Annotated in this window: 11 protein-coding genes; all 11 read right to left on the bottom strand. The window is 65.2% G+C overall.

What is annotated here, in order from left to right; all coding sequences use genetic code 11:
- Positions 1 to 163: 163 nt before the first annotated feature.
- A complete protein-coding gene (locus tag GO986_RS22055; protein WP_157461679.1) occupies positions 164 to 1,312 on the bottom strand; it encodes a phosphotransferase in 1,149 nt (382 codons plus the stop codon).
- On the bottom strand, positions 1,309 to 2,220 hold the full coding sequence (locus tag GO986_RS22050) for a nucleoside-diphosphate kinase (protein ID WP_198170931.1): 912 nt from the start codon (positions 2,218 to 2,220) through the stop codon (positions 1,309 to 1,311). Before GO986_RS22050 ends, GO986_RS22055 begins: the two co-directional genes overlap by 4 nt.
- Entirely contained in the window at positions 2,217 to 3,431 is a 1,215-nt protein-coding gene (locus GO986_RS22720) for an SMP-30/gluconolactonase/LRE family protein (protein WP_198170929.1), read from the bottom strand. The genes GO986_RS22050 and GO986_RS22720 overlap by 4 nt, the downstream gene beginning before the upstream one ends.
- Before the next feature lie 20 nt (positions 3,432 to 3,451).
- Entirely contained in the window at positions 3,452 to 4,192 is a 741-nt protein-coding gene (locus GO986_RS22045) for an SDR family NAD(P)-dependent oxidoreductase (protein WP_157461677.1), read from the bottom strand.
- Positions 4,185 to 5,339 (bottom strand): ATP-grasp domain-containing protein, encoded by a 1,155-nt coding sequence (locus tag GO986_RS22040; protein WP_157461676.1) that lies wholly within the window; start codon positions 5,337 to 5,339, stop codon positions 4,185 to 4,187. Before GO986_RS22040 ends, GO986_RS22045 begins: the two co-directional genes overlap by 8 nt.
- Positions 5,336 to 6,610 carry a SidA/IucD/PvdA family monooxygenase gene (locus GO986_RS22035; protein ID WP_157461675.1) on the bottom strand — a complete coding sequence of 425 codons (1,275 nt, stop codon included), beginning with the start codon at positions 6,608 to 6,610 and terminating at the stop codon, positions 5,336 to 5,338. Before GO986_RS22035 ends, GO986_RS22040 begins: the two co-directional genes overlap by 4 nt.
- Positions 6,607 to 7,326 (bottom strand): glycosyltransferase family 2 protein, encoded by a 720-nt coding sequence (locus GO986_RS22030; RefSeq protein WP_157461674.1) that lies wholly within the window; start codon positions 7,324 to 7,326, stop codon positions 6,607 to 6,609. The genes GO986_RS22035 and GO986_RS22030 overlap by 4 nt, the downstream gene beginning before the upstream one ends.
- Complete coding sequence (locus tag GO986_RS22025) at positions 7,319 to 8,506, bottom strand: hypothetical protein (RefSeq protein ID WP_157461673.1); 1,188 nt, start codon at positions 8,504 to 8,506, stop codon at positions 7,319 to 7,321. Before GO986_RS22025 ends, GO986_RS22030 begins: the two co-directional genes overlap by 8 nt.
- Before the next feature lie 3 nt (positions 8,507 to 8,509).
- Entirely contained in the window at positions 8,510 to 9,556 is a 1,047-nt protein-coding gene (locus tag GO986_RS22020; RefSeq protein WP_157461672.1) for a phosphotransferase, read from the bottom strand.
- A 3-nt stretch (positions 9,557 to 9,559) separates the two neighbouring features.
- Positions 9,560 to 10,744 carry an ATP-grasp domain-containing protein gene (locus GO986_RS22015; protein WP_157461671.1) on the bottom strand — a complete coding sequence of 395 codons (1,185 nt, stop codon included), beginning with the start codon at positions 10,742 to 10,744 and terminating at the stop codon, positions 9,560 to 9,562.
- Between the two features lie 368 nt (positions 10,745 to 11,112).
- The gene (locus tag GO986_RS22010) at positions 11,113 to 11,907 is read right to left on the bottom strand and encodes a UDP-glucose/GDP-mannose dehydrogenase family protein (protein ID WP_198170925.1); all 795 of its coding nucleotides are present in this window, start codon (positions 11,905 to 11,907) and stop codon (positions 11,113 to 11,115) included.
- Positions 11,908 to 12,347: the final 440 nt, after the last annotated feature.

Below are 12,347 nucleotides of genomic sequence, written 5' to 3'. Positions count from 1 at the left end.
AGAGAGAGGCGCCTAGGGCAGCAACAGCCCAGATGCAGGGTCATTCCGTGGTCGCTGGGGTGTCCTCGTGACGACAGAAGCAGGTGCGCGTGGGGGGCACGCCCCCGGGTTTGCCCTGGTCAAGCCACGGCGTTTAGCACATCAGGCTGGACTGACGTCGCTGTCAGTAAGGGGTGAGCAGCGTATCGTGCAGGCAGTGCTGGGCGTCCATGGCCAGCGTCGTTTCCCGTAGGGGCTTCAGGAATTCCAGGGGTTTGAGCATGCAGATGTGAGCGAGATCCGTTCCAGCAGTGGTGCCGGCCAGGACGCCTTTCCAGTAATTCCAGCGCAGCATGTATTTCTTGAGGGCGACGGTGTGTAAGTCCACGGCTATGCCCTGCATATGGTGGGCCGTCAACGGCAGCTGCTGTTGGTGGCCTGCCGCGAGCCGTTCAAGCAGGTCGAACGTGCCGCCTTTCCGGTCTTCTATGAACCACCCTGAGTCGATATAGGTGGAACTCACGTTCCGGATGAGGCAGCACCAGCTGGCCATGGTGTAGTCGTACGACCCGACGATGGACGGCTGGGGCTGTGACTGAATAAACACGTTGCCTGGTTTCAGATCGTTGTGGACCACGGCGTCGGGCACGCAGCGTTGAGGATGGCGTGCGAGCCACCGACATTCTTCGAGGGCCCTCAGTGGACCTGCGTCTTCCAGTTCTTCGGTCAGTTCGGGGGGGGCCAGGGGGTGGTGTTTCAGCCGTTCGGCCAGCTGAAAAAGCTTGTGGCGCTGGCGTGACGCGCTGCTGCCCTCTTCGAGTTGAAAAATGTGCAGGAGTTGCGTGTGGATGGAGTCCACCGACCATGGGTCTCGGCTGAGTGGGGCGGGGAGGTCCTGGCGCCTGAACCAGGCGGTGCCGGCGCGGGAAATGTGAGCCGCGTGGCCGCCCAGCAAATGAGCCAGCTCTCTGGGTGGGAGGCTGGGACCGTCTGGCGGTGCGCTGAGCCGGGTCATCACCTGCACGGAGCCCCAGTTGGGGACGACGGTGACGTACTGTCTGTGCAGGTTCGGATGGACTTCCGGCACGGGCAGGCCCGCGCCGTGGAGGGCGTTCATGAGCAGGGACGAGAACAGCACGTTCCCTTCTGGTTGCCACGCGCCTCCGCCGAGGCGGGGCCGCTTGACGATCAGGGTGTGGTTCAGCGTCCAGACGTCCCCGAGCAGGCCCTGTTCGGGGAGGGGTTGGAGGTCCTGAACCGTCAGCCCGTACTCGCGTTCGAGTACCTCCGTCAGGACGCGTTCACGGTGGTGGGGGCGGGTGATGTCGTTCATGGGGAGGCGCCGGTGGGGTCCTTCCAGTACCGGTCAAATTTTTCGTACTGCGTGTCCTGGAACTGGGGATCATAGGGGTTGACGAGGAAGCTGGCCAGGGCGACGCTGGCCCAGCGGTGGGCAGGTTCGGGCACCTGGTGGTGCAGTAGGTCGTCGGTGAACGCCAGCGCCGGGAAGTGGGCCGGGAGGGTGAGGTGGCGGCGGCTGAGGGCCGCTTCGAACCCTAGCGTGCCGAGGGGCGCGCACCGCTCCTGCTGGGCCAGCAGCTGCGCTTCGGTGCTGCGCTGCGCGCCCGTGCCGTCCCAGTGCTGCTGGGCATCATGCAGGAAGGCCAGGCGGTCTTGCCAGTTGAACAGCACACCCAGTTCACGGACGACGTCAATGGGTTCGTCGGAGACGTGAAACAGGGACAGGAAGCGGTTCGGTGACCCCACAGTCCGGCGGATGGCGTTGCCACCTTGTTTTTCGTGTTTCGCCGAGCCTTTGTTCAGGCTCAGGCGCACGGTGGCCGGCTGGGGGTGGCTCACGCCCCTGAACAGCACCACCACGGCCTCGGTGAGGTCAAAGATGCGTTCGTGCAGCGTGATGCGGTCGGCGCTGGCCACGTAGTAGGAGTAGCGCCAGATCTCGCGGATGCAGTTGCGGTTCAGGTGGACGGTGCGGGCTGCCAGGGGCACGTACCCGCGCTGCAGGATCTGCTGGTAGATGTCGTGGGCTTTCCCGAGCAGCAGGGCGTCGGGACGGAAAACCACCAGAGTGAGTTCCTGCAGGTGGTCCAGGGGGGCGTCCGCGAATGCCTGCTGGACTGTCAGGAGTCCTTCGCGGAAGTAGGGGTCTTTGAAGAACTCACTTTTTTTCCACGGTACGCGGGTCAGCAGGTGCTGTTCGGATGGGCTGAGCGAGGTCACGCTTGGACGTCCAGGGTGGCGAGGGTGAGCGTCCACCGGTCGTCGGGTCCGGCGCCGAGGGCGCCGAGCGGGGCGGACATGCCCAGGGCGCGGAGCGTGGTGCCGCTGGCGGTTGCGCCAGCGACCCCGAGCAGACAGTGCTGGCCCTCGGTCAGGGGGGCGCTGAAGGTGATGGTGCGCTGGGCCACGTCAATGCGGGCCAGCCGGCACGGGCTGTGGACGCGCTGCGACAACTGGTAGTCGAAGCGGCCGTCCACCGCCAGGTAGTGGTAGATGTCGCCTTCACCGGTGAGGGAGAGTGAGGGGTACGCGTCCGGGTTGCCGTGCGGGTCCACGGTGCCCAGGCAGGTGGTGGCCCCGCCGGGCAGGTGGATCAGGTATGCGGCGTTGTCGGCCGCGTCGATGGCGAGCAGGGCCTGATGGTCGGGCAGGTGGGTGACGCACCGCCAGATGCGGCGTCCAACGTGGTTCGCTCCGGTTTTGTTGTCCGCGCTCCATTCCGGGAGGGCCTGCGTGTGCTGTCCGAAGTCGGTGTGCAGGGGCGTGAGGTGCGGGTCACCTGGACGGTACGTGTACACCTGGTGGGGTTCCGCGCACAGGTACACGGTGCCTTCCGGGTCGACGCACATGTCCCGGCAGATGCTGCCCTCCGCGGCCACCTGCTGCTGGAACAGCACCCGTTGCTCGTGCAGGTCGAACGCGATGAAGTGGAAACCGGGAGAGGTCAGGGCGTAGACGCGGTGCCTGTGGGCATCGAATGCCATAGTGACAATGCCTTCGCCGGCCAACAGCACCCCGTGGTCCGTGACGTGGCCAGTCTGGGGGTCAACCGTGAACACCCGCCCGCCTTCGTACTGCACGGCCTGCGGCACCGCGCCGGGGTAAGCGAAGTGGCTGGCGAACACCAGGCGGTCCTGGGCGTCCCAGAAGAGCTTCGTGTGAATCTTGCCGTGGCCCACCGCCTGCGGGTGCGTGAGGGGCGCCCCGACGCCCTGTAAGGAGCACACGGCCGTGATCCCGCCTTCAGGGTGGTGTTTGAAGAGCGTGGCGGCCCCGCCTGGGTGGTGGGAGCACAACGCGAAGTAGGTGGTGTGGTTTCTGGTGGGCGCCAGGCCCCAGTACGCACTGTCGAAGTCACCCAGGCTGGACAGGTCGTCGAGGCGCAGGGGCGCGGTGAAGCGGCGGGCTTGCGGTTGGGGGTTCAGGGTCATGTGCGGTACCTTCACGCCTTTCAGTTCCCGAGGGTGTACCCGCCGTCGACCACCAGGGTCTGGCCTGTCACGGCCCGGCAGGTGAAGAGGAATTCGGCCGCCTGAGCGATTTCTTCGCAGGTGACCAGCCGCTTGATCAGCGCGCCCTGCTTGAAGTGCTCGAGGCGGTCTGGTGTGCTGGCGCGCAACATGCGGGTGTCCACGAATCCGGGCGCGATGGCATTCACCCGCACGTGGGGCGCCAGTTCCTTGGCCAGGGTGGCGGTGAAGTTCAGGAGCGCGGCTTTGGCCGCGGAGTAGGCCATCACGCCCGCACGACCGTGGTCGGTGAGGCCGCGGATGGAGGACATGTTGATGATGGAGCCCTGCGCGCGCCGCAGGGGGGCTTCAAGGTGGTGACTGAGTTCCACCGCGCCGAAGAAGTTGCTGTTCAGGCTGTCCTGCCAGTGGTTCCGGTCATAGGCTGAAAACGGCGTGTTGTCGGACACGCCCGCGTTGTTGATCAGGGCGTCGAGCGCCGCGTGGCGGTCCGACAACGCAGTTGCGAACTGCTGCACCTGCGCGGAGGAGGTGACGTTGAGCGCCTCGCAGGTGACGGCGTGCCCTTCCCGGGTAAGGGTACCCTGCACGTGCCGGGCGGACGCCTCGTCCGTGTGGTACGTGAAGGTGACCTGGGCGCCCTTGCGGGCGAAGTGTTCCACGAGGGCTCTGCCGATGCCGTTGGAGCCTCCCGTGATGACGACGCGTGTGGGTTCAGTCATGGTGGACCTCGGTCAGCCAGTCTTGGGCGTGTTGGTGGGCGTGGGGGCTCTCGGGGTGGTGGTAGACCACGTACCCCTGGCGGTCACGGGACGAGCGGTAGGGCGCGGCCGGGTGTGCAGGGCCCGCGGGCAGCTTCCAGGCGGCGACGTGGGGGTGGGCCTCGAACGCGGCGTGCGCCGCCTGGGGGAGTCTGGCGGCCACGGACGGATCGAAAAACACGGTGGCCGCTGATCCGCGCGCGCTGGGATTCACCGCGAGTGTCGTGCGGTCCATCGCCCACGTGACGGCCTGCTCGGCCAGGTCGATGCCGTACACCAGTTCCACCAGCGTGGTGATTTTGTCGCCGCCCAGTCGGGGATGGGCTTCCACGACGAAACAACCGTGGTCGTTGAGGATCACCTCGGTGTGCCCCGGGCCGTCGTGGTGGTCCAGCGCCGTCAGCACTGTCCGCGCCGCCTCCTGGATGGTGACCGTCTGAGCGGGTGTCAACCGGGCGGGCACCTGATGGCCCATCTCGACGAAATGCTGGTTTTTGTATTTGTCGGTGATGGCGATGATCTGGTGGTCGCCGGCGTAGGAGAACGTTTCGACGCTGTATTCCTGGCCGCGCATAAACTGCTCCACGAGGGGCTGCAGGCGGGCCGCGCGGATGGCGTCCAGGGCCGCACAGGCCTGGTCCTGCGTTGAGACGTGATGGATCAGCTGGCTGCCGGTGGCGCTCCCGGGCTTGATGATCACCTCGCGGTACCTTGCCAGGAAGGCCTCCACGTCCTGAGCGGACGGATCCACCAGGTGAGGCACGTTGTGCTGCGGGGCGTGCGCGGCCAGGCGGCGGCGCATCTGATCTTTGTGTTTCATCCACCTGGCCCCCTGCGCCCGGTGGGAGGTGGTGCGGTAATGCCAGGCCAGGTCGGCCGCGAGTACCGTGGCTTCATCGGTCAGAGCGACCACCGCATCTGCGGCGCCGGGCAGCAGCGCCAGTGCGTCCTGAAGGTGCAGATCCTGGAAGGCCGGCACGTGGATGCAGGTGCAGTTCGGGTGGTCCACACGCCAGGGGTGCTCGGTGAGGACCGTCACCTGGTACGGGTGTTTCAACGCGGCGTCCAGGTGCCTGCGGGTGTTGGTGAGCAGCAGCAGGCGCTTCATGCGGTGACCTCCGGCACCCGCGCCGCGGCCGGTGACTGGAGGGCCTCGAGAATCGCGCCTGCGCGCAGCGCCACCACGCTGAGCAGACCGTCAGAAATGCCGTGGGAGGCTTCTGCGTCACCGTTCACGTAGAGGTTGAACGGGTGAGCGGCCGGCAGCAGCCGGTAGTCCCGGCTGATGCCCGGGCCCTGCGCGACGCGCGCCTGCAGGTCGGGCGCCAGGACGTTCGGGTAGCGTGACGCGTAGCCGGTGGCGAAAATCACCACGTCGGCCGTGAGGTCGTGCCGCTGGCCGGTGGGCAGGTGGGTGGTGTGCAGCGTCACCTGCTGGCCCTGGCCGGACAGCCGCGCCGCTTCGGTCTGATTCACGAGCCGGATGCGCGGCGCGCCCTGCACCTGGTCGAAGTACATCTGCTCGAACAGTTGGTGAAGGGTTCGGCGACTGACCGCGGCGTAGTTGCGGTTCCGGACCGCCTGAAGCAGGCTCGGCCGGAGCGCCGCCGGGGTCTGATAGAAGGCGTTTGTCGCAGCGGGGTCAAAGACTTGGTTGCTGAACGGGGAGTCGTCCGCCGCTTCGAAATTCAGCCGGCGCTGCACGGACGTGACGGTGCAGTGCGGCAGGTGCTCATGGAGATGAAGGATGACTTCCGCGGCGCTCTGCCCGCCACCGACCACCACCACCTGCAGCGGCGTGGCGCGGGGGAAGCGCGGGAGGTGCTGCAGGAACTGGTGGGAGTGAATGGCCCGGTCCTGCAGGTGGTCGGGGATGGAGACGGGCAGGGACGGGACTTTCCCCATGCCCAGGATGACGCTCCGCGCCTGCACCTGGCCTTCCTCACCCGTGTGCTGCTGGCGGTAGTGCACGCACAAGCCCTCCCCCCAGGCGTCCTCCTCAATGCGCAGGACTTCACGGTGAAAGCGCACCATCTGCTGCGGCAGTTTCCGCCGGGCCCACGTGAGGTACTCGGAGAACTCGAGGCGGTACGCCGAGGAACGACCGAGGTTGATGAAGTCCTGCAGTCGTCCCACCTCCCACAGGTAGCGGACGAAAGTGAAGTGACTGCTGGGGTCGCGCAGGGTCGCCAGGTCCTTCAGGAACGAAATCTGCAGCTCACTGTGCGCCATCAGCATGCCCGGATGCCAGAGGAAGTCCGGTCCCTGCCGCTCCCAGAATTCGAGGTCGGCGGCGTGCCCGCCTTCGAGTGCGGCGACGGCCAGGGCCAGGTTGGCTGGCCCCAGCCCAATACCGAGGTGTTGGACGGTTCGGGTCATGCGTGCTCCAGCGTCGACGCTTGGTAATGCTCGCGGCGGGCCCGGGCGATCATGCGCTGCTGCTCCTCAGCCCGCCGGTGCGAGATGGCCCGCGGGTGAACCCGGTACTGGTAGTAGGGCTGTTCGAGGTTGGCCACGTCGTACCGGCCCGCCAGACGGATCCAGAGTTCGTAATCCTGCATCACCGGGTAGCGTGGATCGTACCCGCCCACCTCGTGCACGCAACTGGTGCGCAGGAGCACGGAGCCGTGCACGAAGGGGTTCTGGGTGGGGAGCAGCCGCTTCAGGTCCTGGGAGGTGGTGGCAAAAGCCGTGCGGCGCACGGGGGTGCCCGCCCCGTCGATGATGGTCGCGTTCGTGCCGAGCAGGGCGCATGACGGGTGCTGCTCCATGTACTCGACTTGCCGGCGCAGCCGCTCCGGGTGGGACACGTCATCGGCGTCGTGCCGCGCGATGTACCGTCCACGCGCCAGGGGGGTGTATTCAATGAGCGTGCGGGTCAGCCCCTGGTTCGGTTGAGTGAACAGCCGGATGCGGGGGTCCACGGCCAGCTGCCGCAGGCGGGTGACGTACTCGGGTGAACTGCCGTCATCAATCAGCAGCACCTCGAAATCGGTGAACGTCTGCTGCGCGATGCTGCGCAGGGCCAGGTCGATGTAGGGGTCGTCGTTGTACGTGGACATCAACACGCTGACCAGGGGGGCCGGGTCACGCATGGGCGGCCTCTGCCCGGGCGTTCAGGACCATGTCCCCTTTGGTGAGGGTGGTGTCGGCCGCGGGCACGCCCTGCTGCTGGCACCAACTCCGGCTGAAGTCCACCAGCCTCGACAGGGCGCGGTCCAGCGTGTGCGCCTGCGCCGCCGCGGTGTTCCGCGTGCGGACGTACTCTACTTCCACTTGGTGGTGGGCGCCGTGACCGGTGTTCGTCTGGTCGAACCCCAGCGAGAAGATGTGCCCGGTGGCGAGGTCCTCAACGTTCAGGTCCACTTTCACCCGCACGAACGGCCCGGCGTACTCGGCGCGCAGCGCCGGAAGGGTGCGTCCGAGAAAGGCCAGCGGCGTCTCCACGTGCGGCTCGTACCAGCCCAGGACGGCCTCCATTTTCTTGTGGGGGTCAGGCGTGAACAGCTTGCTGCGCACCCGGACGCGGCCCTGCGGGTGCCGGGTGAACGTCACGAACCCCGCCTGCTCCTGCCCACGGAACACCTGGTAGATGTCCACGTGCCGCTCGTAGAACTGAATCTCATCGTTGAACTCCGGTCGGAACGGGCCGGCGTGGGTGGACACGTGCCGGTGGAACTGCTGGGCAAGCGCCACGATGTCCACCTGGCCGGGCAGGTTGAGCTTGCGCTCGATGTCCACTCCGGGATGGTGGACCACGAAACGCCCCGTGTGGGCCTTCACCTCATGGGCCAGAGCGCCGCCCCGCAGCACCTGACGGCAGACGTCCACCACCGTGAGGTCCGCCTGCAGGGGCAGCAGGGCCACCAGGGCGTACAGAACGCCGTGAGCGTTCTCGGCGGACTTGGCGTACACCGCTGCGTCTCCCGTCTCCGGGTCAACGTGGAGGAGCAGCGCAGCGATGGCGGACTCCCCGGGCGCCGGATCCAGCAGGCGGTGCAGCCGCGGGTTCACGCTCAGCCCGTCAAAGACCTCCACCTGGGGCGCCGGGCGGCCACGACTGGCGTTCAGCAGCTGCAGCACCGAACCCTGAAGGTCCTCGCCGGTCATGAGCCGCTCCGCACGCTGCGTCTTGGGCAGCACCACGGACGTTACTCTGTCCCGGACGGGAAGGTGGACCTGCACGCCGCCCAGCACGCGCACCTCCGGCGGCACGGGGCCGAAGTAGCTGCGGCGGTCGAGGACCAGCAGCACGGACAACGCGTCTGCGTTCATCACTCACCACCCCCCCTGAAGGGTCCCTTCGGCCAGGGTATCCGCGAGGGCTAGTGGGGTGAGGAAATCTTTCACCTTGGGGCCGCTCACGGCCACAGCCAGGGCCCGGTAGACCGCCAGGCGAACCTGCGCAGTGTGAAGCATCAACGGCAGCACCTGCACGTCGTTCCGTGTGAGTTGAGCATGCGTCATGTATCCCTCTAGAAAGTGCTGAATGCCGCCCGAGTCCACGGAGTGACGGTTCGAGAAGGCCTGCGCGCCCATGGCCACGTCCAGCACCAGCGGCGCGTAGCCGGCCTTGCACATGTCAATGAACACCACCCGGCCCCGGTGAATGAGGGTGTTCGACGGTTTGATCTCCCCATGGATGCACCCCCACGTGACCTGATGATCCCGGTGCACGTGCGCCCACTGCCCGTGCAGGACCTGCAGGTGAGCCCGCAGGGACCGCATCACTGCGCCGCTGCCCTGATGGCCCAGCGCACTCAGGTGGTCATCCAAGTGAGGGAGGCGCCGGCTGGCCTCTTCCAGCCGAGCGAACGTGGCCTGCACCGTCTCGAGGTTGCGTTCAAATGGAATGTCGCAGGCCGTGGGATGCTGATTCAGGAGCAGATGCAGTTCCGCGAGGGCTTCCCCGTAGTCCTGCAGGCTGAACCCCGTCACGCCAGGCGCGTCCGGATGAACGGGCGTGACGTACGGCCACAGCGAGGCGGTCTTGGTGGCCTGCCCCGTATTCACGTGAGCGTACGGCACGCGCCCGGCCGTGAGATGCGGCGTGAGCATCCAGAGTCTCTTGCAGCGTTCACTGCGCTCCCCCACGAAACGGTTGAGGTCCAGGATCCGCTCGAAAGGAGCGTCGCTGCCATGCGGACTGGTGCTTTTATCCTCGTGGATTTTCAGGAAGTACGTGTCCGCGGGGGTGCGCAGGTAATGGCAGGAGTCAGAACTGCCGTCCTCCACCTCCTCCACCAGGTCCAGCACGAACGGCAACTGGTACAGCTGACGCAGCTGAGCTAGGAGGTGCTCGGTGACGGGCGTGTAGACCGTCACTGCTCACGCCCCCCAGGTTGCGGCAATGCGCGCCTGAAGCTCTTGCAGGTCCGAGCGCAGCGCCTGGTGGGATTCGCCCTGCACGAGGCACAGCGTTGAGTAATCGGTGCAGTGCCGGGGCGAGGTCGCCTGTGAAGGCGCCACGTGCTGCACCTCCAGCACCTGCCCACGGTGCCGACCCTCAGCAAGGATCTGGACGATACCCCCGTTCTGGGGACCGAGAATGCCGAGGTGTCCCGCCGCCTGCGCGCGACCGCTCCCCTCGAAGACGAGCGCCTCGCGCCGGCCGCAATCCAGATACACCTGCGCCCGCAAGAGGTTGACGCCGTACTTGAACTCGACGGTCTCCGCAATGCCGCCTCCACCTGGGCGGGCGGCAATCTCGCAGAACACCAGTTCAGGGGTCAAGAATACCTCCAGATGCGTCACGCCATCCTCAAGGCCAAGCACACGATTGATGTGCTCCTGGACGCCCCGCAACCTCTGGAGCAGGGCCGCATCCTCAATCTGAACGGAGCTGTTGAAGAGCGCCTGACGGTAGGCACCGGGAGGCTGCAGGTACTGACCTGCTGAAAAAAACTGCACGTCACCGGCGACGGTAATGGCGTCACAGTGCGCCATGGGCGCGTCAATGAAGGCTTCGACTTCCATCTCCTGACTGCACTCGGTGACGTCCGGAAGCTCCCTTGCGCTGCCGATGACGGTCAGGTCTTTGGCGCCCACGCCCTGGATGGGTTTCAGCACACAGCGTCCATGCCGCTCATGAAAGGCCAGCACCTCATCCTGGGTGTGCACCACCGCGAACGCTGGGGTGCACACCCCCTCGGCGGCCAGCAGGGTCTTCATCAGGACCTTGTCTCGGAAGCGCTGCGCTGTCGCAAAGGTCATCCCGGGCAACCCATACGTGTTCCGCAACCGGGCTGCGAGCAGCACGAAATACTCGGTGACGGTCGACACGTACTGAATGGCATTCTCCTCGATCAGGCGGCCGCAGAACACCTCGAGTTCGTGGAGGTCGCTGATGTTCGTGACCGTGACCTGACACAGCTCCTGCAGTCTGGGATCGGTGTACTTCGCGCTGGTCACGAGGTGCACCTCGTACGCGCTCCAGGCTTCCTGATCTGAAAAAATACGCTCGGCACTGTCGTAACTGCGGTTGTGCAGGAACAAAATGGGGATTTTTGACACGTCATGTCCTCGCTGGAAGATGGGTTAAGTTGATCGAGGTTCGGCGTTCTCAAGGTCATGTCAGCCGGAGAGGACCGCTGGACCAAGCGGCGGTCCTGCCTGACTTGGGTCTCCGGAATGAACCGGGCGACTGCGAAATAACGCTGCGGGTAAGAATGAAGGACGCTGCTTTGAACTACTGGATGCCTTCAAGGCCGCCATTTGATGTACCGGACAGGCGAATTGGGGTAGGGGTGCTCAAGCGGAATGCAGCGCCGCAGGTACGGTTGACGCCATCGGCTCCAATCTCTCTTCGCCGTATGGACCCACTTCTCAGTGGTCTGTGAGGGCAGCAGGCAGCGTGGCCGCCTTGCCCGTCACCCTGCGCTTTACGTCAAGGTGAAGAAGGCGTCATCCTTGACCGCCGTATAGGTGTCATTGGCACGCTCAATGCCGTCCAGAAGTGCGGTAGGAACCCCCAAGCTCCGGGCATAGGCGTGGATCGCCGCGACGTCCTTGGGCAAGCACTTCCCGCTGTAACCGCGCCGACTGGCAAAAACGGCGGTATGCCATTTCGAGACCCTCGGGTCCAGTGCCCACAACTCCCTCAATTCCGCGTAGTCCGCGCCCGCAGACTCGGCAATGTCAAAAAACTGATTGGCAAAGATGACCTGCATCGCCAGCCACGTGTTCTCCATGTACTTGCAGATTTCCGCCTGAAGCGCCGTCGTCTGACGGTACGTTTTCGTCGGGCCGAGCTTCTCAATATGGAGGTTCATGACGGGTTTCGTGTCCGCGTTATCGCCCCCCACAATCACAAACGGCCAGCTGTCGGGCCGGAAGCCCTCAGGCAGGTAGTACGGACTTTCACCCACGTATTCAGGCGAAAAGACAATCCGCTTCCCGGTTCTGCGCTTGAGGGCGTCCGTGGTGCCTGGCGTCACGGTTGACTTGATGACGATGACGGCGCCGGGATCGATCCAGTCAACGACTTCCTCGACGATCGATACGTCCGCGCTGCCACTGCCCGTCATGGGCGTCGGCACGCACACGAAGACGATCTGACACGCATTGATATCTTCCTGCCGGGCTGAGGCCGCATATGCGGGGTCATAGATGACCGCGTCCGGGAACAGGGTTCGCATGGACTTGCCTACGTGCCCAAAGCCGACAATACCGATCATTGACATAAGTAGTTGCTCCTAGGTTGTTCAAAGAGAAGGGTGGCTGATCACTGAAGCTGCTGTATTCCTGACCCGGCTCGCTTCAGGAGCGAGGGCTTCGTCGGCAAGGTAAGGACACCACCGCTGTCGTCATGGCAGTAGTGCGCGTAAGACGCCTCTAACAGCGGCGCTGTATTACTGGAACTGACGGGTCAAAAAAATACGAAATTCCGACCAAATTCAATAAGAATCTGTACTGCCCGTTGCATGCCCGGTGAGTATGGCAGCATGCCACGTCTCATCTGTACGCACATCATGCGTCCACTGCGTCATTGATCTAGACACGCTGCCGGGGGCTCAAGGTACTGGCTTCGGTATTGCCGGATGGGCGCCGTGTTGGGCGGGACGTCCTCAGCCCCACTCACATCGCCGGGGTTGTGGCAAGTTGTTGAAGTAGGGTA

The sequence above is a fragment of the Deinococcus arboris genome (genome assembly GCF_009755355.1).
GTDB lineage: Bacteria > Deinococcota > Deinococci > Deinococcales > Deinococcaceae > Deinococcus > Deinococcus betulae.
This window is presented reverse-complemented; position numbering and strand designations above follow the sequence as displayed.

What these genes read in the sequence shown, in the direction of transcription:
- GO986_RS22045 (WP_157461677.1), bottom strand. Translation starts at nt 4,192, where the DNA reads ATGACTGAACCCACACGCGTCGTCATCACGGGAGGCTCCAACGGCATC.
- GO986_RS22010 (WP_198170925.1), bottom strand. Translation starts at nt 11,907, where the DNA reads ATGATCGGTATTGTCGGCTTTGGGCACGTAGGCAAGTCCATGCGAACC.
- GO986_RS22025 (WP_157461673.1), bottom strand. Translation starts at nt 8,506, where the DNA reads ATGAACGCAGACGCGTTGTCCGTGCTGCTGGTCCTCGACCGCCGCAGC.
- GO986_RS22035 (WP_157461675.1), bottom strand. Translation starts at nt 6,610, where the DNA reads ATGACCCGAACCGTCCAACACCTCGGTATTGGGCTGGGGCCAGCCAAC.
- GO986_RS22720 (WP_198170929.1), bottom strand. Translation starts at nt 3,431, where the DNA reads ATGACCCTGAACCCCCAACCGCAAGCCCGCCGCTTCACCGCGCCCCTG.
- GO986_RS22040 (WP_157461676.1), bottom strand. Translation starts at nt 5,339, where the DNA reads ATGAAGCGCCTGCTGCTGCTCACCAACACCCGCAGGCACCTGGACGCC.
- GO986_RS22030 (WP_157461674.1), bottom strand. Translation starts at nt 7,326, where the DNA reads ATGCGTGACCCGGCCCCCCTGGTCAGCGTGTTGATGTCCACGTACAAC.
- GO986_RS22055 (WP_157461679.1), bottom strand. Translation starts at nt 1,312, where the DNA reads ATGAACGACATCACCCGCCCCCACCACCGTGAACGCGTCCTGACGGAG.